Raw genomic sequence first — 22,340 nt, 5'->3', positions numbered from 1 at the left:
GACGGGGCCCGGGAACGGCTCCCGGGCCCGGCCCGCACCGGTCACGCCGGGCGGCGTACCTCCACCGTCCGGAAGCGGTTCGCCACGAAGGCTCCGTCGCACAGCACCGCATTGGCCGCCGGGTTGCCGCCCGAGCCGTGGAAGTCCGAGAACGCCGCGGTCTGGTTCACATAGACCCCGCCGGTCAGATTCAGCGACAGCTGGGCGCACTCCTCCAGGCAGGCCGCTTCCACCAGCTGCTCGACCTCGGGCGAGGTGGTGTACGCGCCGACCGTCATGGCGCCCTGGTCGCGGACCGTGCGCCGCAGCAGATCCACCGCGTCGGCCGCGGAATCGACGGCCACCGCGAAGGACACCGGGCCGAAGCACTCCGACATGTAGGCCGCCTCGTCGTCCGGCTTGGCGGCGTCCAGCTTGACGATCACCGGCGTGCGGACCGTCGCCCCGGGGAACTCGGGGTTGGCCACCTCACGCGAGGCCAGCGCCACCTCGCCGAGCCCGGCCGCCGCGGCGATCCGCTCCTTGACCTGCGGATTGACGATGGCGCCCAGCAGGGCGTTGGCCCGCGCGTCATCGCCCAACAGGCCGCTCACCGCGCCCGCGAGATCGGTGACCACCTCGTCGTACGACTTCGGTCCGGCGTCCGTGGTGATGCCGTCGCGCGGGATCAGCAGATTCTGCGGGGTGGTGCACATCTGGCCGCTGTAGAGCGACAGCGAGAACGCGAGGTTGCTGAGCATGCCCTTGTAGTCGTCGGTGGATTCGATGACGACGGTGTTGACTCCGGCCTTCTCCGTGAAGACCTGCGCCTGCCGGGCGTGCGTCTCCAGCCAGTCGCCGAAGGCGGTCGAGCCGGTGTAGTCGATGATGCGGACCTCGGGACGGACGGCCAGCGTCTTGGCCAGACCCTCGCCCGGCCTGTCCACGGCCAGGCACACCAGGTCGGCGGGGAAACCGGCCTCGGTGAGCACCTCACGGGCCACCTTGACGGTCAGCGCCAGCGGCAGCACGGCGCGCGGATGCGGCTTGACCAGCACCGGGTTGCCGGTCGCCAGGGAGGCGAACAGGCCGGGATAGCCGTTCCACGTCGGGAAGGTGTTGCAGCCGATCAGCAGGGCGACACCGCGCGGCACGGCCGTGAAGCTCTTGGCCAGCTCGAGCGGGTCACGCTTGCCCTGCGGCTTGGACCACGGCGCCTGCTCCGGCGTGCGGACCTGCTCGGCGTAGGCGTATGTCACCGCCTCCATGCCGCGGTCCTGGGCATGGGGCCCGCCCGCCTGGAACGCCATCATGAAGGCCTGGCCGCTGGTGTGCATCACGGCCTGGGCGAACTCATGGGTGCGCGCACTGATCCGGGCCAGGATCTCCAGGCACACCGCCGCCCGGGTCTCGGGGCCGGCGTCCCGCCAGACGGGAAGCGCGGCGCGCATGGCCGGCAGCAGCGCGTCCACGTCCGGGTGCGGATAGCTGATGCCCAACTCCGGTCCGTACGGCGAAACTTCCTCGCCGGTCCAGTCGTCAGTGCCGGGCTGGTCCAGCTCGAACCGCTTGCCGCGCAGCGCCTCGAAAGCGGCCTGCCCGTCGGCTGCGGCGGTCTCGCCGTACGCCTTGGGGTGCTCGGGGTGCGGGGACCAGTAGGCGCGGGTGCGGATCGCCTCCAGTGCCTGGTCGAGGGTCGGGCGGTGCTTCTCGATCAACTGCGCTGCGGTCATTTCGGCGGCCATCGATGACCAACTCCTCGTCGAGCCGGGCGGAGAGTGGATAAGGGCTGGGAGCGGACAAGGCAACGGAGTTAGAGTAACCGAACGATCGGTCGGGGCGAGAGGGCCCGGCGAGCCTGTGGAAAAGTCGGTCGGGGAGGATCAGCTGGCATGACGGAGATCGGGACCAGCAGCACCGTGGCAGTGGTGGGTACCGGCACCATGGGACAGGGAATCGCGCAGGTCGCGCTGGTCGCGGGCCATCGCGTACGCCTCTATGACACCGCACCCGGGCGCGCCGGGCAGGCCGCCGAGGCGATCGCGGGGCGGCTCGGCCGGCTCGTCGAAAAGGGCCGGATCTCGGCGGACGAGCGGGACGCCGCCCGCGCGCGCCTCTCCCCCGCCACCGCCCTCGCGGAGCTGGCCGACGCCGCCGTCGTCATCGAGGCGATCCTGGAGCAACTTCCCGCCAAGCAGGAGCTGTTCGCCGCCCTGGAGGACATCGTGGCGGCGGACTGCCTGCTGGCCACCAACACCTCCTCGCTGTCGGTGACCGCGGTCGCGGGCCGGCTGCGTCACCCGGGCCGCTGCGTGGGCCTGCACTTCTTCAACCCCGCGCCGCTGCTCCCCCTGGTCGAGGTGATCAGCGGCTTCGCCACCGACGAGGCGGCCGCCACCACCGCTTGCGACACCGCCGCGGCCTGGGGGAAACGGCCGGTGCGCTGCGCCGACACCCCCGGCTTCATCGTCAACCGCATCGCCCGTCCCTTCTACGCCGAGGCCCTGCGGGCCTACGAGGAGCGGGTCGCCGACCCCGCCACCATCGATGCGGTGCTACGCGACGGCACCGGATTCAAGATGGGGCCCTTCGAGCTGACCGACCTCATCGGGCAGGACGTGAACGAGGCGGTCACCCATTCCGTGTGGCAGGCCTTCTTCCAGGACCCGAAGTTCACCCCCTCCCTGGCGCAGCGCAGGCTGGTCGAGTCCGGGCTGCACGGCCGTAAGGCGGGGCGCGGATGGTTCGACTACTCCGAGGGCGCCCGCCGGCCGGAACCGCGGACCGCGGAGCCCTGCCCGGCGCCTGGTTCCGTCGGCCTGCACGCGCAGCTGCCCGGACCCGCGGCGGTGCTGGGCGAGCTCATCGAGGAGGCGGGGATCAAGGTCACCCGCGACCGCACCCCGGGGGCGCCGGAGGGCTTCATCCGTCTTCCCGGTGGGGCCTGTCTGGCGCTCACCAACGGCTCTCCGGCCACGGCCGCCGGCCATGAGAAGGACATCCGCTTCGACCTCTCCCTGGACTACCGCGCCGCGACCCGGATCGCGCTGGCGGCCTCGGCGGCGGTCTCCGAGGCGGACCTCGCGGAGGCCGTCGGGCTGTTCCAGGCGCTGGGCAAGCAGGTCAGCGTGATCGAGGACGCCCCGGGAATGATCGTCGCCCGGACCATCTCCATGATCATCGACTTCGCCGTGGACGCCGCGGCCCGCGAGGTGGCCACTCCCGAGGACATCGACACGGCGATGCGGCTGGGCGTGAACTACCCCGGCGGTCCCATGGAATGGGCCGAGCGGCTCGGCGCCCGTTGGGTGCGGGATCTGCTGGATGCGCTGCACCACCAGTACGGCGGGGGACGCTATGGACCGTCCCGGGCGCTGCGGCGCCGTGCAGACCTCGAGGAATTGGTGCTCTAATCATGACCATGGCCAAGCGCGACACCTATACGCCCGATTCGCTGCTCGCGGTCGCCGTCGAGGTGTTCAACGAGCGCGGCTACGACGGCACGTCCATGGAGCACCTCTCCAAGGCAGCCGGTATCTCGAAGTCCTCGATCTACCACCATGTGCGCAGCAAGGAAGAGCTGCTGCGCCGGGCCATAAGCCGGGCCCTGGACGGCCTGTTCGGCGTGCTGGAGGAGCCGGCCGCCGTCCAGGGGCGGGCGATCGAGCGCCTGGAGCACGTCACCCGGCGGGTGGCCGAGGTGCTGATGGACGAACTCCCCTATGTGACGCTGCTGTTGCGGGTCCGCGGAAACACGGACACCGAGCGGTGGGCCATGGAGCGCCGCCGGGAGTTCGACCACGAGGTGTCCGACCTGCTCAAGCAGGCCGCCGCGGACGGCGACCTGCGGGACGACGTGGACATCCGGCTGGCCACGAGGCTGCTCTTCGGCATGATCAACTCGATTGTGGAGTGGTACCGGCCGGGTCGGGGCGGCGCGGTCAGCCGTGACGAGGTCGCCGAGGCCGTGGTGCGGACGGCATTCGCGGGACTGCGCAAGCCCTGAGCGGCCCCCGGCCCCGAGGGCGGCCAGGCGTGAGCCCGGCAGGCGCCGGGGCGCCCGTGCCCGGTGAGAGGCAGTGCAGTGGTGAGGCCGGAGCCGGTCATCCGTCTTCGGGGCCGAGATCGGTCTCCTCGAAGACCAGCAGGGTGCGGGTGCTGAGGACCTCCGGTATCGACTGGATACGGGTGAGGACCAGCTCGCGCAGCTCGCGGTTGTCCTTCGTGTGGACCAGCAGCAGCACATCGAAGTCGCCGCTGACCAGGGCGATGTGGGTGGCCCCCGGGAGTGCCGTGAGCTGCTTGCGCACGGTCCGCCAGGAGTTCTGCACGATCTTCAGCGTGATGTAGGCGGAGGCGCCCTGACCTGCCCGTTCCTGGTCGATCAGGGCGCTGAAGCCGCGGATCACCCCATCGTCGATCAGCCGGTTGATCCGGGCGTAGGCATTGGCGCGCGAGACATGGACCCGCTCGGCCACGGAGCGTATCGACGCCCTGCCGTCGGTCTGCAGCATGCGCAGGATCGAGCGGTCGATGGTGTCCAGCGGGCGCGCGGCCGGCGCGGGCGGGGCGGGGGCCGCCGGTGGCGGGCCGGCTGACGTCGCCGGTTGCCCGCCGGAATTGGCCATCTGTTCGTCCGGCATGTGGTCCCGCCTCCCCTTTGTGGACGCCCTGGCTTCATCTCAAGCTGTGGAGAACCGTTTGTCCACAGGCTGAGCCCGCCTGTAGCCAAAATGCATCAGCGACCGAACAATCGGTAGGGCAGGGCGTACCCGCCCTGGCCGATTCCATCCTGCCCATCCGCCGCCCCCCACCACCCCACATGCGGCGCATCGCGCCACCCCCTTCGATCCGAGGAGGTGCTCGACATGACGGTCCTAGAGCAGCCCGGCAGCAGCAGGAACACAAGCAGCCTGGCCGGTCCGCCGCCCGCCTGGCATCCGCGCGTCGACCCCGCGCCCCTCCTGCCCGACGCGGAGCCGTACCGCCTCCTGGGCACGGACGCCGCCGCCCGGCTCGACTCCGGACTGCTGACCCGGCTGTACACCCAGCTGGTCCGCGGCCGCCGGTACAACGCCCAGGCCACGGCCCTGACCCGGCAGGGACGCCTGGCGGTCTACCCGTCCTCCACCGGCCAGGAGGCCTGTGAGGTCGCCGCGGCGCTGGCCCTGGAGGACCGGGACTGGCTCTTCCCCAGCTACCGCGACACCCTCGCCGCCGTGGCCCGCGGCCTCGACCCCGTCCAGGCCCTGACCCTGCTGCGCGGCGACTGGCACACCGGCTACGACCCCCATGAACACCGCATCGCCCCGCTGTGCACCCCGCTCGCCACCCAGCTCCCGCATGCTGTGGGCCTGGCGCACGCCGCGCGCCTCAAGGGCGACGAGGTGGTCGCGCTGGCCATGGTCGGCGACGGCGGCACGAGCGAGGGCGACTTCCACGAGGCGCTGAACTTCGCGGCGATCTGGCAGGCCCCGGTCGTCTTCCTCGTCCAGAACAACGGCTTCGCGATCTCGGTGCCGCTCGCCAAGCAGACCGCCGCGCCGTCCCTCGCCCACAAGGCGGTCGGATACGGCATGCCGGGCCGCCTCGTTGACGGCAACGACGCCCCCGCGATGCACGAGGTGCTCACCGAGGCCGTGGAGCGGGCCCGCAGGGGCGGCGGCCCCACCCTGATCGAGGCCGTCACCTACCGCATCGAGGCGCACACCAATGCCGACGATGCCACCCGCTACCGCAGCGATGCCGAGGTCGAGACCTGGAAGGCACACGACCCGATAGCCCTCCTGGAGCGTGAGCTGGCCGCCCGCGACCTGCTGACCGACGACTTCGTCGCCACCACCCGGGACGGGGCCGAGGACCTGGCGGCCGACCTCAGGGAGCGGATGAACGCCGACCCGGAGCTGGACCCGATGGACCTGTTCACCCATGTATTCGCCGAGCAGACCGGCCAACTCCGTGCACAGGCCGCACAGCTGCGTGCCGAGCTGGACGCCGAGGCCGCCGGACACACCGAGGACGCAGCGGGCGCCGACGGGTCCGCCGAGGAGGCCAGGCCATGACGACCACCGCTCCGGCGACCTCGCGCAAGCCCGCCACGATGGCGCAGGCGCTGACCCGCGCGCTGCGCGACGCCATGGCCGATGACCCGTCCGTACATGTCATGGGCGAGGACGTCGGCGCCCTGGGCGGCGTCTTCCGGGTCACCGACGGCCTCGCCAAGGAATTCGGCGAGGACCGCTGCACCGACACCGCGCTCGCCGAGGCCGGCATCCTGGGCACCGCCGTCGGTATGGCGATGTACGGGCTGCGGCCGGTCGTTGAGATGCAGTTCGACGCGTTCGCCTACCCGGCGTTCGAGCAGTTGGTAAGCCACGTCGCCCGGATGCGCAACCGCACCCGCGGCGCGCTGACGATGCCGCTGACCATCCGCGTCCCGTACGGCGGTGGGATCGGCGGCGTCGAGCACCACAGTGACTCCTCCGAGGCGTATTACCTCGCCACCCCGGGACTCCAGGTCGTCACCCCGGCGACCGTCGAGGACGCCTACGGGCTGCTGCGTGCCGCGATCGCCTCCGACGACCCGGTGGTCTTCCTCGAGCCCAAGCGGCTGTACTGGTCCAAGGCCGACTGGTCGCCCGAGGCCCCCACCGAGGTCGCCCCCCTGGGCCGCGCCGAGATCCGGCGCAGGGGCAGCAGCGCCACGCTGATCACCTACGGCCCGTCGCTCCCGGTCTGTATGGAGGCCGCCGAGGCCGCCCGCGCCGAGGGCTGGGACCTGGAAGTGGTCGATCTGCGCTCCCTGATGCCGTTCGACGACGAGACGGTCTGCGCCTCGGTGCGGCGGACCGGGCGGGCCGTGGTGGTCCACGAGTCGAACGGGTTCGGCGGTCCCGGAGGGGAGATCGCCGCACGGATCACCGAGCGCTGCTTCCACCACCTGGAAGCGCCGGTGCTGCGCGTTGCAGGCTTCGACATCCCGTATCCGCCGCCGATGCTGGAGCGGCACCACCTTCCGGGCGTGGACCGGATTCTGGACACTGTCGCCCGTCTCCAGTGGGAGTCGGACTGGACCGAGGGACGTGGTGAGTGATGGCCGTGGTCCGCGAGTTCACCCTGCCCGACCTGGGCGAGGGCCTCACCGAGGCGACGATCGTGCAATGGCTGGTCGAGGTCGGCGAAGTGGTCGCCGTCGACCAGCCGGTGGTGGAGGTCGAGACCGCCAAGGCGATGGTGGAGGTGCCGTGCCCGTACGGGGGCGTGGTGACCGCCCGCTTCGGGGAGGAGGGGGCCGAGGTGCCGGTGGGGGCACCGCTGGTGACGGTCGCAGTGGGGGCCGTACCGGATGACCTGGCGGGGGCCGCTCCCGGGGCGGGGCCCGGCGCCGGGGTGGATGGCGGTGCGCCCGAGGCGGGTGTGCCGGCTGCGGGTCCGGCCCCCGGGGCGTCCGCGGGCGGTACGGCAGATTCCGGATCCGGGAACGTGCTGGTCGGCTACGGCACGAGCGCGGCGGCGGCGCGGCGGCGCCGCATCCGGCCGGGGACCGGAGCGGGGCCCGGGACAGGAGCGCCGGGGCCGTCCGGCCGGGCAACGGACGGCTCGGCCGGGACCGCCGCGGACAAGGGTGCGCCCGGTGTCTCACAGGCGGTTGCCACCGGGGGGACGGCCATGGGCGCGGCGGCTCCCACCGGCACGGCCGGTCCGGCCGGCACCCGCGAGGTGGCCGACAGCAGCCGTACGGTGGCCGTCATTTCCCCGCTGGTGCGGCGGATGGCGCGGGAGCACGGCCTGGATCTGCGGGAGTTGACGGGCTCCGGGCGGGACGGACTGATCCTCCGTACGGACGTCGAGTGCGCGATCCGGGAGCTGCGGGAACGGGAAACGGCGGCGGTCACCCCGGTCGCGGCCGGCGGCCCGACCGGTGCCGGGGCGGCGGGGGCGCGGATCGAGGCCGCCGGGACCGCGACCGGCGGAGCCGGCACGGCGGGTGAGGAGCGAATCCCGCTGAAGGGGATGCTCGGCGCGGCGGCCGAGAAGTTCAGCCGCAGCCGCCGGGAGATCCCCGAGGCGACCTGCTGGGTGGAGGCCGATGCCACCGAGCTCCTCGCCGCCCGTAAGGCGATGAATGTGCCGGACGCCCCCAAGGTGTCACTGCTCGCCCTGCTGGCCCGGATCTGTACGGCCGCGCTCGCGCGGTTCCCGGCGCTCAACTCCACCGTCGACACCGAGGCCCAGGAGATCGTCCGGCTGCCCGCCGTCCATCTGGGCTTCGCGGCGCAGACCGACCGCGGCCTGGTGGTGCCGGTCGTACGGGACGCCCATGCCCGTACGGTCGAGGACCTGTCCGCCGAGATCGCCCGGCTCACCGGGACCGCCAGGGCCGGCGGGCTCTCCCTGGCCGAGCTGACGCATGGCACGTTCACCCTCAACAACTACGGCGTCTTCGGCGTCGACGGCTCCACGCCGATCATCAACCACCCCGAGGCGGCGATGCTCGGCGTCGGCCGGATAGCCGCCAAACCCTGGGTCCACGAGGGCGAGTTGGCCGTCCGGCAGGTCGTCCAGCTCTCGCTGACCTTCGATCACCGGGTGTGCGACGGCGGCACCGCCGGCGGCTTCCTCCGGTTCGTCGCCGACTGTGTGGAGCAGCCCGCGCTGTTGCTCCGCACGCTGTGACGGTTGTGCGCCCGGTGGCGGCCGTGACTCCGGTGACCGGGGCGATACCGGAGCCCGGCCGCACCGCCGGTGCGGGCGGCCCGGAAGCCCCGCCGACCCCCGTTGTGGGCGAGCTGACAGCTGCCGCCCCTCCGGCAGCGGTGTGAACCAGCCGCCCCCGGCGATACTCAGGGGGTGAACGACCTCACCGACCACGACACCGTGGTGCTGGCCGGCGGTGCGGCCCGGCGGCTCGGCGGGGCGGACAAACCCGCCGTGTCCGTCGGCGGCCGCCCGCTGCTGGACCGCGTGCTCGCCGCCTGCCCCGACGCGGCGACCACGGTCGTCGTCGGCCCCGTCCGCCCGACCACCCGCCCCGTCGTGCACGCCCTCGAGGACCCGCCCGGCGGCGGCCCGCTCGCCGCACTGGACGCCGGCCTGCGGCACACCACCGCACCGACGGTGCTCGTCCTCTCCGCCGATCTCCCGTTTTTGACGGCAGGCACCGTACGGAGCCTCCTGGCGGCGGCGACGCGCACGGCGGGCGCTGTCGGACCGGACGGCAGCCCCGCGCCCCGCGACGGGGCGATGCTCCGGGACGCCTCGGGGCGGGACCAGCCGCTCGTGGCCGCCTACCGGACCGGGCCGCTGCGCCGTGCCCTGGCGCGGATCCGGTCCGCGCACGGCGGCCTGGCCGGACTCCCGCTGCGGACGCTGTCGGCCGAGTTGCTGCTCGAACGGGTCCCGGACCCCGGCGCCACGGCCTCCTTCGACTGCGACACCTGGGAAGACATCAGCGCAGCACGCGCCCGCATCAGGGAGCATGGGAACGTGTTGGATGAATGGATCACCGCAGTCAAGGCCGAATTGGACATCGAGCTCGATGTCGACACGGCGGCGCTTCTCGACCTCGCGCGGGACGCGGCCCATGGCGTGACCCGCCCCGCCGCGCCGCTGACGACCTTTCTGATCGGTTACGCGGCGGGCCGCCAGGGCCGTGACGTGCAGGAACTGGCCGACCGGACCGCTGCGCTGGCCAAGCGCTGGGCGGCCGAGTCCGAGCGCGCGCCCGGCGCCGGCCGCGCCACGGGTGCCGAAGCGAAGCCCGCGGAATGACCCACGGGGAATGGGGCGGGGAGCCCGGCATGGCGGGCTCGACCTGGGGCGAACCCGGCGGCGACCCCTTCGACGACGCGCTCGCGCTGGCCAACGGCACGGCGCCGAGGCGCGGACGGCCCGGTTCCGGGCCCGAGTCCACGACCGTCACCGTGCCCTACGCCGCCGGAGGAGCCGCGGCGGCCACCTCCGCCGCGCGCGACGGCGGCGACGTCCCCTACACACCGGACGACCCTTTCGCCCCTGACGACCCGGCCGCCGCCCGGAGCCGCTCCGGCCCCTCCGGCCCCTCCGGCCCCTCCGGCCCGGCGGACCCCGCGCCGCCCACCGGCCCCGGGCCGCGCCCCGCCCCGGCCGCCGTCCCCTGGCACCGCGCCCGCGAACTCGCCGAGCGCGCCGTCCCCGGCCCGCCCGCCGCCGAGACCTCCGCGCTCGGCGAGGCGCTCGGCCGTACCCTCGCGGCGCCCCTGACCGCGCTCACCGACCTGCCGTCGTTCGACACCTCGGCGATGGACGGCTGGGCGGTCTCCGGCCCCGGCCCCTGGCTCCTGGACCCGCCCGCCGACGCCGCCGAGCCGGGCCGGGCGGGCCCCCGGTCCGGCATCCTCGCCGGTCACGACGTCACCGAAGGCCTCCTCGACGGCCATGCGATCCCGATCGCCACCGGCGCACGCGTCCCGTCCGGTGCCACCGCCGTACTGCGCAGCGAGCACGGCGAGGTCCGGACGCTGAGCGACGGCGGCCGCCGGCTGTACGCGCCGCGGCCCGCGCCGCCCGGCCAGGACATCCGCCCGCGGGGCCAGGAGTGCCGCCACGGCGACCAACTGCTGCCCGCGGGCGCCCTGGTGACCCCCGCCGTCCTCGGCCTGGCCGCCGCGGCCGGTTACGACGAGCTGACCGCCTACCGCCGGCCGCGCGCCGAAGTCTTCGTCCTGGGCGATGAGCTGCTGGACCGCGGGCTGCCGCGGGAGGGCCGGATCCGTGACGCCCTCGGCCCGATGCTCGCCCCCTGGCTGCATGCGCTGGGTGTCGAGGCGGCGGCACCGCGCCATCTCGCCGACGATGCCGACGCGTTGTACGCCGCCCTCGCGGACTCCACCGCCGACGTGGTGATCACGACGGGCGGCACCGCATCGGGCCCGGTCGACCATGTGCACCCCACGCTGCGCCGGCTCGACGCGGAGGTGCTGGTGGACGGGGTGGCGGTACGCCCCGGGCACCCCATGCTGCTGGCCCGCCTGGCCCCGGGCCGGCATCTCGTCGGCCTGCCGGGCAACCCCCTCGCCGCCGTCTCCGGTCTGCTCACCCTCGCCGAACCGCTGCTCCGTACGCTCGCCGGACGCCGTCCCGCCGAGCCGTACCGCACCCCGCTGGCCGCCGCGGTCCACGGGCATCCGCAGGACACCCGGCTCGTTCCGGTGGCCTACCGCGACGACCTGCGGCACGGCCTGACAGTGGTGCCGCTGCGCTTCCACGGCCCGGCCATGCTGCGCGGGATCGCCGCCGCCGACGCGCTGGCCGTCGTCCCGCCCGGAGGCGCGCGGCGCGGCACCGAGCTCGAAATCCTGGAACTCCCCTGGTCGGCGGGGTGGTCGGCGGGCTGGACGCCCGGGTCGGCCCCCGGGGACGACCCCACTGAGGCCACCGGAGGCCGCGCGTGAAGCTCCCGTCCCAGGACGCCGCGGCACGTGAGGTACCCGAGGACCGCTCGCACCGGGTGCTGCTGCCCCGCCGCGCCCCCAAGCCGCCGCTGCGGCAGGTGGCCCGCCGGCTGCTGATGGCGCTGCTGGTGCTGCTCGCGACGGTCCTCATCGTCTGGATGGACCGCGACGAGTACCACGACAACGCCAACGGCAAGGTCGACCTGCTCGACTGCTTCTACTACGCGACCGTCACGCTCTCGACCACGGGATACGGCGACATCGTCCCGTACGGCGACAGCGCGCGGTTGCTGAACATCCTGCTCATCACGCCGCTCCGGGTGCTCTTCCTGATCATCCTGGTCGGCACCACACTGGAGGTGCTGACCGAGCGCACCCGTGAGCAGTGGCAACTGAAACGCTGGAGAAACGCCTTGCGCGACCACACCGTCATCGTCGGCTTCGGGACGAAGGGCCGGTCCGCCGCCCAGACTCTGTGTGCGACGGGGCTGCACCGCGACCGCATCGTCATCGTCGATCCCAGCACCAAGGTGATCGACGCGGCGGTGGCCGACGGGTTCGCGGGCGTGGTCGGGGATGCCACCCGCAGCGACGTGCTCCTCCGGGCCGAGGTGCAGCGCGCCCACCAGGTCGTGATCGCCACACAGCGCGATGACACCGCCGTGCTGGTCTCGTTGACCGCCCGTCAGCTCAACAAGCGGGCGAACATCGTCGCGGCGGTGCGGGAGGAGGAGAACGCTCCGCTGCTGCGGCAGTCCGGCGCCGACGCCGTGATCACCTCGGCCAGTGCGGCCGGCCGGCTGCTCGGGCTCTCCGTCCACAGTCCCAGCGCAGGCACCGTCATGGAGGACCTGATCCAGCAGGGCAGCGGCCTCGACCTGGTCGAACGCACGGTGGTGAAGGCGGAGGTCGGCAAGTCCGTACGGGAGACCGACGACCTGGTCGTGTCCGTGCTGCGCGGCCACCGGCTCCTCGGCTACGACGATCCGGAGGCCAGTCCGCTGCAGAGCACGGACCGTCTGATCACCATCGTGCGGGCGTCCGCGGCGGAGGCTGCGGACCCCTCCGGCAAGCCGTCGGGCAAGCCGACCCTCCCCGGTACCGGTGTCGCCCCGATGCGCCGGGCGGATGAATAACCGCACGTGGTGCGGGGGCTGATGGCCGCTCCGGCGACAGCCACCGGCCCCCACACCTTCGCCCCGTACGCGGACGGCGAGTAGCCTCGCGCCCATGCGAGCGATCACTATCCCGGAGCCCGGTGGCCCCGAAGCACTTGTCTGGGCGGACGTCCCCGATCCGCAGCCCGCCGAGGGCGAGGTCCTGATCGAGGTCGCGGCCAGCGCCGTGAACCGCGCGGACCTGCTCCAGCGCCAGGGCTTCTACGATCCGCCGCCCGGCTCCTCCCTCTATCCGGGTCTGGAGTGCGCGGGGCGGATCAGCGCGCTCGGCCCCGGTGTGCACGGCTGGGCCGTCGGTGACGAGGTGTGTGCGCTGCTGGCCGGCGGCGGATACGCGGAGAAGGTCGCCGTGCCGGCCGGACAGCTGCTGCCGGTGCCGGCCGGCCTGGACCTGATCACGGCCGCCGCGCTGCCCGAGGTGACCTGCACGGTCTGGTCGAACGTCTTCATGATCGCGCACCTGCGGCCGGGCGAGACGCTGCTGGTGCACGGCGGTGCCAGCGGCATCGGCACGATGGCGATCCAGCTTGCCAAGGCCGTCGGCGCCCGGGTCGCGGTGACCGCGGGCGGCCCCGAGAAGCTGGCCCGCTGTGCCGAGCTGGGGGCGGACATCCTCATCGACTACCGCGAGCAGGACTTCGTCCAGGAGATCCGCAAGGCCACCGACGGCAAGGGCGCGGATGTCATCCTCGACATCATCGGCGCCAAGTACCTGCAGCGGAACGTCAAGGCGCTGGCGGTCAGCGGACGGCTGGCGATCATCGGGCTCCAGGGCGGGGTGAAGGCGGAGCTGAACCTCGCCGCCCTGATGGCCAAGCGCGCCGCGATCACCGGCGCCGGGCTGCGCGCCCGCCCGCTGAACGAGAAGGCGGCCATCGTCGCCGCGGTACGCGAGCACGTGTGGCCGCTGATCGCCAACGGTCAGGTCCGGCCGATCGTGGACCGCCTGCTCCCGATGGCGGACGCCGCCGAGGCGCACCGGGTCGTGGACGCGAGCGCGCATGTCGGCAAGGTCCTGCTGACCGTCTGAACCGACACCCGCCCCTCCCGCGACCCGCGTCGTCCGCGCCGCCTCTCCCGCGTCTGCGCCCGGTAACCCGGCCGACATGTCCAAGATGCCGTGAATCTAGTCACATGTGACGCTGGTCAGGTCACTCGACGGCTCGGCACGGGAGGGGCACTGTGGTCGCTCCAGGACTCCGTTCGCGCATCGCCACCGGTCTGTTGGTGGCTGCGGTCGTGCTGCCCGTTCCGATAGGGGCCACCTCCGCGGTGGCAGCGGACCGGCGGGCCACACCGGTCGACCGTCCCCCGCAGCTCGCCCGTCCCGGCGACCGGCCCGATGACGTCCCCGGTGACGCCGACGGCTTCGGTCTCGACGGGTACGGGGCCGACGACTTCGCGGCCGGACCGCAGCCGCCCGAGGGGTCCAAGGGCCGGGCGCGCACCGGACACCCCGGCCACCCGGGAGCCCCGGCGCGCCTCCCGGAGCTGCCGGACCACTTCCCTGGCCTGCCGCCGTACGCCCTGCCGGGCTTCCCGCACCGGCCGTCGCATCACCACTTCGGGTTCCGCGGGTACGGGTACCGGCACCACCACCGGCATCACCCGTTCGGGCCCGGCTTCTCCCCGCCCGGCCCCCCGTACGCCGACGGGGGGAGCGCCGAGTTCCCGAGGCACGGCAGGCACCGGCCCGCCGCCTCGGTGGGCTCGTCCGACTCCGACCGCGCGCACTCGCGGAGCGGCCGGCGTGCCCCGAAGAAGAAGCACCGCAAGCCTTCGTTGTCGGCGTCCCATGGGCCGGCGGCTCCCTCGTCACGACCTTCCACCTCGCATCGCCACGACGTCGCGGACCGGTTCACCCGGCGCCCCTACGAGGCGTTGCCGCCCCTCCCGACGTCCGCTCCGGAGACGGCTCCCTCCGCACCGGGGGGCGTGGACGACGCCTCGGCGGCCCCGTACGCCATGGAGACGCCCGGTGCACCGGTCGAGCGGGTTCTCCCGATGGGCGCCGGGCTGGCTCTCACCGGTCTGGGGCTGGCCTTCTTCGCCCTGCGGTTGCGCCGGGGCTGATGATTTCGACGGTTTCACGTGAAACGGCGAGAATCCGCTGTTTCACGTGAAACAGCGATCGCCGGATCCGCGCGGCATGGTGGATCACCTTCTCCCAGGGGCACCACTTGTCTGGAGCCCAGGTACGAGAGAATGGCGGCATGGATATGCCGATGAACGAACGGTCGCAGGAGAATCCGCACGTCCTGGTGGTCGGCCCGGACGGCATGGCGCTCGGCGGCGGCGCCTCCGGCGGCGGGGAAGACGGCGAAGAGTCCCGGGAGACCCCCTTGACGGACATGGTCGAACAGCCTGCCAAGGTCATGCGCATCGGCAGCATGATCAAGCAGCTGCTGGAGGAGGTGAAGGCCGCGCCTCTGGACGAGGCGAGCCGGGTCCGCCTCAAGGAGATCCACTCCAGCTCGGTCAAGGAGCTGGAGGACGGTCTGGCGCCCGAGCTGGTCGAGGAGCTGGAGCGCCTGTCGCTGCCGTTCACCGATGAATCGGTGCCGACGGATGCGGAGTTGCGGATCGCCCAGGCCCAGCTGGTCGGCTGGCTGGAGGGCCTCTTCCACGGCATCCAGACCGCGCTGTTCGCCCAGCAGATGGCGGCCCGTGCCCAGCTGGAATCGATGCGTCGTGCGCTGCCGCCCGGTGCCGTTCCGATGGACGGCGACGAGGGCGCACCCGGTCACGGCGGCGCCCGCTCGGGCCCGTACCTCTGACCCGGGCTTGTTCTCCAGCGACCCGCGGCAAGCAGAGGGGCCGGCACACAGCGCGCGTGCCGGCCCCCTTCTCGTCCCCGGGTTTAGTAGTGACCCGTCGAGACGGTCAGCTCGATCGTGTCGCCGCTCTTCGGGTCCCATCGCTCAAGGCTCGACGGCTTCGTCTCGATGACCGTGTTCTTGGCCGTGTAGCCGCGGTTCTCTTCCGTGACCTTGTACTTCCAGCCCGCCGCGTCGAGGCAGGCCTTCACCGAGTCCAGGTTCTTGTAGGTGAGGAACGGGAAGTAGATCTTCTTCGGATCGCTGTAGAGCGAGTCCGGTTTGGTGCACTCGGTCGTGGCGACCGTCTTCGTCTTGTCCTCCGGCATGACGCTCTGGGTGGGCGACGCCGAGTAGGTCGAGGTCGGGTCGGGGTCCGGATCGTCGCTGCCACCGGCGCTCAGCCCGATGCCGATCGCGATCGCGGTGACCACGATGACACCGACGATCGCCGAGACGACGATCACCGCGGAGTTGCTCTTCCGCGGGGCGGGACGGCCGGCCGACTGCATCGGGGCCGGCACCGGCGGCGGGGTGTACGCCGGAGGCTGGTAGCCACCCGCATTGAACGGCGCCGGGCCCGGAACGGGGCCCGGCGCGGGCGTCGGGTAGGTGCTGTTCGGCGGCGGCGGGGGCGTGGAGGGGCCGAAGGCCGCCTGCGTCGGCTGGTACGGCTGCTGCACGCTCGGCGGTGCCGGGGTGTGCGGGTTGCCGGTGGCGGTGGGGAAGACGGCGGAGGAGACCGAGGCACCGCTGGTGCGCGCCCGCGGGCCCTCGCCGATGATCAGCGGCGTTGCACCGGACTGCCCCGACCCGACGATCCGCAGACACTCGTCCCGCATCGCCTCGGCGGTGGGGAACCGTTCGTTGGGGTTCTTCTTCAGTGCACGGGCCACCAGGGCGTCCACGGCCGGCGGCAGCGAGCTGTTGATGCTCGACGGGACCGGGGGCTCTTCCTGGACATGCGCGTAGGCGATGGCGAGCGGGGAGTCCGCGTCGAACGGCAGCTGGCCGGTGAGCAGCTCGAAGAGCATGATGCCGACGGAGTAGAGGTCGGAGCGGGCATCCACACCGCGGCCGAGCGCCTGCTCGGGCGACAGGTACTGCGGGGTGCCGACGACCATGCCGGTCTGCGTCATGGACGTCACACCGGACTGCATGGCACGGGCGATGCCGAAGTCCATGACCTTGACCACGCCGCGCTTGTTCAGCATCACGTTGCCGGGCTTGATGTCCCGGTGGACCAGGCCCATTTCATGGCTGACCTCGAGTGCGGCCAGGACATCGCCCGTGATCTTCAGAGCCTTGTCCGTCGGCATCGCGCCAATCTGCGCGATGTCGCTGTCCAGATCGGAGCGCAGCGGCTGACCTGCGACGTACTCCATGACGATGTACGGCACCATGCCGCCGTCGAGCTCGTCCTCACCGGAGTCGAAGACGGAGACGATATTGGTGTGCGTGAGCTTCGCCACGGACTGCGCCTCACGGCGGAAGCGCTCACGGAAGGCCTGCTCGCGGCCGAGCTCGGTGTGCAGGGTCTTGATCGCGACCTCGCGGTCCAGCACGCTGTCGTACGCGAGGTGAACGGACGCCATACCGCCCGCGCCGAGAAGATCACGAAGCTGGTAACGTCCTCCGCCGACCGAACGGCCCTCGTATTGGCCCTGAGCGCCGTCCTGGCTCATCGTTCCGCTTCCCCCTAGGCGCACTACCCGTACGTATAGCGATCAAAATCTGCAATTTCGCAGCCAAGTCTGCCCCAGGCCTCGGACACGTCAAGCCGTGTGCCCGTTCCGTGACCAGATGTGCAAGATCCCGTCACGGCCGTGGGACGTTTTGGCGCCCGATTACCCCTGGTGAACTTGCGAGGTTTGACTTCCGGCGGGTTTGATGGCCGGTCCACGACGGACCGGTGGGTGCCGCGGAACCTGTAGCGTGCTCTAGCGAAGACCGATGACCTTACCGCTTTCATGCGGATCGATTCGACGGCGAGGACCGATGGCACCGACGCAGAGCCCCCAGGGCCCGTCCGAACCTGACGCCACCGGCTCCAATATCCCCGACGCACCGGAGATGTGGGGCAACGGCGGGCTGGTCGGCGACGGCCGCTACCGGCTCACGCGACGGCTGGGTCGCGGCGGTATGGCGGAGGTGTTCGCGGCCGAGGACGTACGGCTCGGCCGTACCGTCGCCGTGAAGCTGCTGCGGGCCGACCTCGCCGAGGACCCGGTTTCCAAGGCCCGCTTCACGCGTGAGGCACAGTCCGTGGCCGGCCTGAACCACCACGCGGTGGTGGCGGTCTACGACTCCGGCGAGGACCTGGTCGGCGGCAACACCGTGCCGTACATCGTGATGGAGCTGGTCGAGGGCCACACCATCCGTGACCTGCTGCTCAACGCCGACGCCCCGCCGCCGGACCAGGCGCTGATCATCGTCTCCGGTGTGCTGGAGGCGCTGGCCTACAGCCACCAGCACGGCATCGTGCACCGTGACATCAAGCCCGCGAACGTGATCATCACCAACAGCGGCGCCGTCAAGGTCATGGACTTCGGCATCGCCCGTGCCCTGCACGGTGCGCAGTCGACCATGACGCAGACCGGCATGGTCATGGGCACCCCCCAGTACCTCTCCCCGGAGCAGGCGCTCGGCAAGACCGTCGACACCCGCTCCGACCTCTACGCCACCGGCTGTCTGCTCTACGAACTCCTCACGCTGCGGCCGCCGTTCACCGGCGAGACGCCGCTCTCGGTCGTCTACCAGCATGTGCAGGACATGCCGGTGGCGCCGTCCCTGACCAACGACGCGGTGCCGCCGGAGCTGGACGGCCTGGTCATGCGGTCGCTGGCGAAGGACCCCGACGACCGCTTCCAGTCCGCCGAGGAGATGCGCGGCCTGGTCCAGTACTCGCTGCAGATGCTGCACGAGCAGGGCGGCCACACCGGCACCTGGAACACCGGCCCGGTCGCCGTGCACGAGGGCGGCCTCACCCCGTCCATGGGCACCGCGGCCACCACGGCGATGCCGCATTCCGACGCCGGCCAGACCACGGCGCAGCCGATTCTGTCCGGTATGCGGGACGACGACGGCGGTTTCGACGGCGGGCCCCGGCCGGCCAAGGGCGGCCGCGGCAAGGTCTGGCTGATCGCGGCGCTGGCGGTGATCGCCATCGCGGTGGGTGTGGCCTTCGCGCTGCAGAACGGCGGCGGCCAGGAGAAGAAGCAGGAGACGCCCACCTCGCAGTCGCCGAAGCCGTCGAAGGACGACAAGACGAGCGAGCCGCCGACGGAAGAGCCGAGCATTCCGGAGACCGAGCCGGATGACACGGGCGGTGACAGCGGCACGTACTCCGAGCCGCCGTCCGCGGAGCCCAGCACCCCGCCGTCGTCCCAGCCGCCGTCCTCGCAGCCGCCGTCCTCGGAGCCGCCGTCGTCCCAGCCGCCGACGTCCGAGGAGCCGACCGACCCCACGGAGCCCACCGACCCGGCCGACCCCAGTGGCGGGACCGCCGACGGGGGCGCCGCCGACGGCGGCTCGGACACCGGCATCACGGCGGGTGCGACCGGCTGACGGCCGGCCCGTCCCCGGGTCAGCGGGTGAAGGCGTTCCGCACGGCGCGGTACTCGCGGGTCCACCACACGGCCAGTGCGGCCGCCGCCGGAAACTGTGGGTCGGTGCGGCGGTCGCCCAGCTGGTAGCGCCAGGTGAGCATCCAGAAGTCGTTCAGCCGCTCCCACCACACCCGGTGGACGGCCGCCGCGAGTTCCTCGGCACCGGCCCCGCAGGCACTGCGGTAGGCGCCCGCGTACGCCGCCACCTTGGCGAGGTCCAGCGTGCCGCAGGGGCGTACGAAGAAGATCGCGGCGGCGCGTACCGCCTCTTCGGCGCGCGGCTGGACGCCCAGCCGGTCCCAGTCGACGATCGCGGTCGGTTCGCTGCCCTGGTAGAGCACGTTCAGCGGGTGGAAGTCGCCGTGCACCCAGCCCGCGGGAGGCTCCGCCCCGGGGGCCGGGCGGCGGTGCGCCTGCTCCGCCAGCAGGGCCCGGCGCTCCAGCAGACGGTGTTCGGCGAGTTCGTCGAAGCTGGTGCGCGGCCGGGCGCCGCGGGCCAGGGCCAGCAGCTCGTCGATCGTCTCGAAGGTCCGCTCGGGGTCGGCGCCGGCGTCCGCGCAGGGCGGCCGGGGCGGATGCGGTTCGTCCGCCATGACCTCCGCGAGCGCGGTGTGTACGAGCCCGAGCAGGCCACCGAGCCGCCGGGACTGGCCGCGGGTCAGCGCGGCGCCGCCGAGATGGCGGCCTTCGACCCAGGGGTGCAGGGCGTAGCAGCGGCCGTCGAGGACGGTGACGGTGCAGCCGTCCTCATGGGCGACGGGCGGGGCGACCGGGAGGCCGAGCGCGGCGAGCCGGTAGGTGGCGCGGTGCTGGCGGGTGAGGGCGGCGCGGTCGCCGTCGAGGTGGTGTTTGAGGAAGTAGCGGCCGCGGGTGGTGGCGAGGAAGTAGCCGTGGTTGAGCAGGCCCTCGGCGACGGGTTCACAGGACAGCGGTGTACCGGCGCCTGCGTAGTGGCGGAGCAGGTGTCCGAGGGTGTCTCTGTCGGGCGTCGCCGCCGTTCGGACTACAGATGAGCGCAGCACCCGCCAGATGTTAGATCAACTACGCCCGTCAGAGTGGGTGTGCCGGAAGGCCTTACGCAGAGTGCGCGCCGGGGGGCGCTCGGCGCCCCCCTTGCCGGTCAGTGCCGTTCCGCCTGCATACGGGCGACATAGGCGGCGGCCTGCGAACGGCGCTCCATTCCGAGCTTGGACAGCAGGCTGGAGACATAATTCTTGATCGTTTTCTCGGCGAGATGGAGCCGCTCGCCGATCGCGCGATTGGTCATTCCCTCGCCGATCAGATCGAGGATTCTGCGCTCCTGGTCGGTGAGGCTCGCCAGCCGCTCGTCGCCCTTCGCGGCATTGCCGTCGCGCAGGCGCTCCAGCACCCGGGCGGTCGCCACCGGGTCGAGCAGGGACTTCCCGGCCGCCACCTCGCGCACCGCGGAGAGGAGTTCGTTCCCCCGGATGGCCTTGAGGACATAACCGGCCGCACCGGCCATGATCGCATCGAAAAGGGCCTCGTCATCCGCGAACGAGGTGAGCATCAGGCATTTGATGTCCTCGTCCTGTGAACGGATCTCACGGCAGACCTCGACGCCGCTCCCGTCGGGCAGCCGGACATCGAGCACCGCGACGTCCGGACGGGTCGCCGGGATCCTGACCAGGGCATCTGCCGCGGTGCCCGCCTCGCCGACGACCTCGATGTCGTCCTCGACCGAGAGCATTTCGTGGACACCGCGCCGGACAACTTCGTGGTCATCGAGCAGGAATACCGTGATTTTTCCGTCTTCGCGCACCCCACCAGTCTCACACATCAACCCTTCCCGTGCTCCAGGTCACCGATATAACGTGCCGTTGTCCCGGCGGCCTGCAACGCTGTGACCAGGAGTTGTTCCAAGCCTTCGCGATTTACTTGGAAACCCAAGCAAAATCGCAGGTCAACGCCGTTTCCACTTCGGCTTTGACAATGGGTAACGTGCAATGAGCAGGCCACTGTCCGGGAGCTTTGTTCCACCCGGATCCGGGCCGCGAACGCACACACCCCGTGCGCCGTATCGGATACCGGGTGAGCCGCAATACGGCCACCGGCGGACCCCGGGGGCCGGACAGACGGAGGAGCAGCACGTGACCGTGGAAGGCACTGCGCAGCGGAAAAACGCCCGCGCCAGCAGCAAGCGCACCACCGCCAAAAAGGCGACGTCGGCAAAGAAGACGTCCCCGGCCAAGGCCCGGAACTCCGGCCGGGGCGAGCAGGCGGAGCACGACCAGCTCGTACAACTGCTGACGCCCGAAGGCAAGCGGATCGAGCACCCGGATTACTCGATCGACCTTTCCGCCGACGAACTGCGCGGGCTCTACCGCGACATGGTGCTGACGCGGACGTTCGACGCCGAGGCGACCACCCTCCAGCGCCAGGGCGAACTGGGCCTGTGGGCCTCGCTGCTGGGCCAGGAGGCCGCCCAGATCGGCTCCGGCCGCGCGCTGCGCGACGACGACTACGTCTTCCCGACCTACCGCGAGCACGGTGTGGCGTGGTGCCGCGGAGTCGACCCGACGAACCTGCTGGGCATGTTCCGCGGTGTCAATCACGGTGGCTGGGATCCCAACAGCAACAACTTCCACCTCTACACCATCGTCATCGGCTCGCAGACGCTGCACGCGACCGGCTATGCGATGGGTGTGCAGAAGGACGGCGCGGATTCCGCGGTCATCGCCTATTTCGGTGACGGCGCTTCCAGCCAGGGAGATGTCGCGGAATCCTTCACCTTCTCCGCGGTCTACAACGCCCCGGTCGTGTTCTTCTGCCAGAACAACCAATGGGCGATTTCCGAACCCACCGAGAGGCAGACCCGAGTGCCGCTCTACCAGCGCGCACGCGGTTTCGGATTCCCCGGAGTCCGGGTCGACGGCAATGACGTGCTGGCCTGTCTGGCGGTGACCAAAGCGGCGCTGGAACGGGCACGTACCGGCCAGGGCCCGATGCTCATCGAGGCGTTCACCTACCGCATGGGCGCGCACACCACCTCCGACGACCCGACGAAGTACCGGGCGGACGAGGAGCGGGCCGCCTGGGAGGCCAAGGACCCGATCCTGCGCCTGCGGACCTACCTGGAGGCCGAGGGCCTCGTCGACGACGCGTACCTCGCCTCGATCGACGAGGAGAGCGAGGCCCTGGGCAAGCGGGTCCGCGAAGCCGTACGCGCCATGCCCGACCCGGACACCATGGCGATCTTCGAGAATGTCTATGCCGACGGGCATGCGCTCGTCGATGAGGAGCGCGCGCAGTTCGCCGCGTACCAGGCGTCGTTCGCCGACGCCGATCTTGTCGCGGAGGGGAACTGAC

General features: G+C 71.9%; 18 protein-coding genes. 13 read left to right on the top strand and 5 right to left on the bottom strand.

The annotated features are described in order from the left end of the window. Positions 1 to 41: 41 nt before the first annotated feature. On the bottom strand, positions 42 to 1,724 hold the full coding sequence (paaN, locus tag ACFW5B_RS00210) for a phenylacetic acid degradation protein PaaN (protein ID WP_386430902.1): 1,683 nt from the start codon (positions 1,722 to 1,724) through the stop codon (positions 42 to 44). 147 nt (positions 1,725 to 1,871) lie between these two features. Between paaN and ACFW5B_RS00205 the strand changes: the two genes are divergently transcribed. Both ACFW5B_RS00205 and ACFW5B_RS00200 read left to right on the top strand, forming a co-directional pair. Next, positions 1,872 to 3,392 (top strand): 3-hydroxyacyl-CoA dehydrogenase, encoded by a 1,521-nt coding sequence (locus tag ACFW5B_RS00205; RefSeq protein ID WP_386430900.1) that lies wholly within the window; start codon positions 1,872 to 1,874, stop codon positions 3,390 to 3,392. Between the two features lie 2 nt (positions 3,393 to 3,394). Further along, positions 3,395 to 3,985, top strand: a complete 591-nt coding sequence (locus tag ACFW5B_RS00200) for a TetR/AcrR family transcriptional regulator (RefSeq protein WP_386430898.1) — start codon at positions 3,395 to 3,397, stop codon at positions 3,983 to 3,985. 97 nt (positions 3,986 to 4,082) lie between these two features. Here ACFW5B_RS00200 and ACFW5B_RS00195 read toward each other — a convergent pair whose 3' ends face one another. Continuing rightward, positions 4,083 to 4,622, bottom strand: a complete 540-nt coding sequence (locus ACFW5B_RS00195) for an Lrp/AsnC family transcriptional regulator (RefSeq protein WP_386430896.1) — start codon at positions 4,620 to 4,622, stop codon at positions 4,083 to 4,085. A 225-nt stretch (positions 4,623 to 4,847) separates the two neighbouring features. Between ACFW5B_RS00195 and pdhA (ACFW5B_RS00190) the strand changes: the two genes are divergently transcribed. The 9 genes from pdhA (ACFW5B_RS00190) to ACFW5B_RS00150 all read left to right on the top strand — a co-directional run bounded on the left by pdhA (ACFW5B_RS00190) (position 4,848) and on the right by ACFW5B_RS00150 (position 15,366). Then, positions 4,848 to 6,041 carry a pyruvate dehydrogenase (acetyl-transferring) E1 component subunit alpha gene (pdhA, locus tag ACFW5B_RS00190; RefSeq protein WP_386430894.1) on the top strand — a complete coding sequence of 398 codons (1,194 nt, stop codon included), beginning with the start codon at positions 4,848 to 4,850 and terminating at the stop codon, positions 6,039 to 6,041. Beyond that, the gene (locus ACFW5B_RS00185) at positions 6,038 to 7,072 is read left to right on the top strand and encodes an alpha-ketoacid dehydrogenase subunit beta (RefSeq protein ID WP_386430892.1); all 1,035 of its coding nucleotides are present in this window, start codon (positions 6,038 to 6,040) and stop codon (positions 7,070 to 7,072) included. The genes pdhA (ACFW5B_RS00190) and ACFW5B_RS00185 overlap by 4 nt, the downstream gene beginning before the upstream one ends. Then, positions 7,072 to 8,655, top strand: coding sequence for a dihydrolipoamide acetyltransferase family protein (locus ACFW5B_RS00180; protein ID WP_386430890.1), 1,584 nt, complete (start codon positions 7,072 to 7,074; stop codon positions 8,653 to 8,655). The genes ACFW5B_RS00185 and ACFW5B_RS00180 overlap by 1 nt, the downstream gene beginning before the upstream one ends. A gap of 174 nt (positions 8,656 to 8,829) precedes the next feature. After that, the gene (locus tag ACFW5B_RS00175) at positions 8,830 to 9,750 is read left to right on the top strand and encodes a DUF6457 domain-containing protein (protein ID WP_386430888.1); all 921 of its coding nucleotides are present in this window, start codon (positions 8,830 to 8,832) and stop codon (positions 9,748 to 9,750) included. Continuing rightward, a complete protein-coding gene (locus ACFW5B_RS00170; RefSeq protein ID WP_386430886.1) occupies positions 9,747 to 11,411 on the top strand; it encodes a molybdopterin molybdotransferase MoeA in 1,665 nt (554 codons plus the stop codon). Before ACFW5B_RS00175 ends, ACFW5B_RS00170 begins: the two co-directional genes overlap by 4 nt. Then, a complete protein-coding gene (locus tag ACFW5B_RS00165) occupies positions 11,408 to 12,547 on the top strand; it encodes a potassium channel family protein (RefSeq protein ID WP_386430884.1) in 1,140 nt (379 codons plus the stop codon). Before ACFW5B_RS00170 ends, ACFW5B_RS00165 begins: the two co-directional genes overlap by 4 nt. Positions 12,548 to 12,641: 94 nt before the next feature. Continuing rightward, a complete protein-coding gene (locus tag ACFW5B_RS00160; protein ID WP_386430882.1) occupies positions 12,642 to 13,619 on the top strand; it encodes an NAD(P)H-quinone oxidoreductase in 978 nt (325 codons plus the stop codon). A gap of 152 nt (positions 13,620 to 13,771) precedes the next feature. Next, positions 13,772 to 14,662, top strand: a complete 891-nt coding sequence (locus ACFW5B_RS00155; RefSeq protein ID WP_386430880.1) for a hypothetical protein — start codon at positions 13,772 to 13,774, stop codon at positions 14,660 to 14,662. 140 nt (positions 14,663 to 14,802) lie between these two features. Further along, positions 14,803 to 15,366, top strand: coding sequence for a bacterial proteasome activator family protein (locus ACFW5B_RS00150; protein WP_386430878.1), 564 nt, complete (start codon positions 14,803 to 14,805; stop codon positions 15,364 to 15,366). Positions 15,367 to 15,449: 83 nt separating this feature from the next. Here the strand turns inward: ACFW5B_RS00150 and ACFW5B_RS00145 are convergent, their stop codons facing one another. Then, positions 15,450 to 17,090 carry a protein kinase gene (locus ACFW5B_RS00145; RefSeq protein ID WP_386430876.1) on the bottom strand — a complete coding sequence of 547 codons (1,641 nt, stop codon included), beginning with the start codon at positions 17,088 to 17,090 and terminating at the stop codon, positions 15,450 to 15,452. Positions 17,091 to 17,403: 313 nt separating this feature from the next. Here ACFW5B_RS00145 and ACFW5B_RS00140 point away from each other — a divergent pair, with 313 nt between their 5' ends. Then, positions 17,404 to 18,972 (top strand): protein kinase, encoded by a 1,569-nt coding sequence (locus ACFW5B_RS00140; RefSeq protein ID WP_386430874.1) that lies wholly within the window; start codon positions 17,404 to 17,406, stop codon positions 18,970 to 18,972. A gap of 19 nt (positions 18,973 to 18,991) precedes the next feature. Here the strand turns inward: ACFW5B_RS00140 and ACFW5B_RS00135 are convergent, their stop codons facing one another. Beyond that, positions 18,992 to 20,035 (bottom strand): phosphotransferase, encoded by a 1,044-nt coding sequence (locus tag ACFW5B_RS00135; protein WP_386430872.1) that lies wholly within the window; start codon positions 20,033 to 20,035, stop codon positions 18,992 to 18,994. A 98-nt stretch (positions 20,036 to 20,133) separates the two neighbouring features. After that, positions 20,134 to 20,793 carry a response regulator gene (locus ACFW5B_RS00130; RefSeq protein WP_386430870.1) on the bottom strand — a complete coding sequence of 220 codons (660 nt, stop codon included), beginning with the start codon at positions 20,791 to 20,793 and terminating at the stop codon, positions 20,134 to 20,136. 328 nt (positions 20,794 to 21,121) lie between these two features. Between ACFW5B_RS00130 and pdhA (ACFW5B_RS00125) the strand changes: the two genes are divergently transcribed. Next, on the top strand, positions 21,122 to 22,339 hold the full coding sequence (gene pdhA, locus ACFW5B_RS00125; protein WP_386430868.1) for a pyruvate dehydrogenase (acetyl-transferring) E1 component subunit alpha: 1,218 nt from the start codon (positions 21,122 to 21,124) through the stop codon (positions 22,337 to 22,339). The last annotated feature ends 1 nt before the right edge of the window (position 22,340 follow it).

The organism is Streptomyces sp. NPDC058773, from assembly GCF_042746015.1.
Taxonomy (GTDB): Bacteria; Actinomycetota; Actinomycetes; order Streptomycetales; family Streptomycetaceae; genus Streptomyces.
This window is presented reverse-complemented; position numbering and strand designations above follow the sequence as displayed.

Bases quoted from the DNA above. Each gene is read 5' to 3' on its own strand.
- paaN (WP_386430902.1), bottom strand. From the start codon at position 1,724: ATGGCCGCCGAAATGACCGCAGCGCAGTTGATCGAGAAGCACCGCCCG.
- ACFW5B_RS00205 (WP_386430900.1), top strand. From the start codon at position 1,872: ATGACGGAGATCGGGACCAGCAGCACCGTGGCAGTGGTGGGTACCGGC.
- ACFW5B_RS00200 (WP_386430898.1), top strand. From the start codon at position 3,395: ATGACCATGGCCAAGCGCGACACCTATACGCCCGATTCGCTGCTCGCG.
- ACFW5B_RS00195 (WP_386430896.1), bottom strand. From the start codon at position 4,622: ATGCCGGACGAACAGATGGCCAATTCCGGCGGGCAACCGGCGACGTCA.
- pdhA (WP_386430894.1), top strand. From the start codon at position 4,848: ATGACGGTCCTAGAGCAGCCCGGCAGCAGCAGGAACACAAGCAGCCTG.
- ACFW5B_RS00185 (WP_386430892.1), top strand. From the start codon at position 6,038: ATGACGACCACCGCTCCGGCGACCTCGCGCAAGCCCGCCACGATGGCG.
- ACFW5B_RS00180 (WP_386430890.1), top strand. From the start codon at position 7,072: ATGGCCGTGGTCCGCGAGTTCACCCTGCCCGACCTGGGCGAGGGCCTC.
- ACFW5B_RS00170 (WP_386430886.1), top strand. From the start codon at position 9,747: ATGACCCACGGGGAATGGGGCGGGGAGCCCGGCATGGCGGGCTCGACC.
- ACFW5B_RS00160 (WP_386430882.1), top strand. From the start codon at position 12,642: ATGCGAGCGATCACTATCCCGGAGCCCGGTGGCCCCGAAGCACTTGTC.
- ACFW5B_RS00150 (WP_386430878.1), top strand. From the start codon at position 14,803: ATGGATATGCCGATGAACGAACGGTCGCAGGAGAATCCGCACGTCCTG.
- ACFW5B_RS00145 (WP_386430876.1), bottom strand. From the start codon at position 17,090: ATGAGCCAGGACGGCGCTCAGGGCCAATACGAGGGCCGTTCGGTCGGC.
- ACFW5B_RS00140 (WP_386430874.1), top strand. From the start codon at position 17,404: ATGGCACCGACGCAGAGCCCCCAGGGCCCGTCCGAACCTGACGCCACC.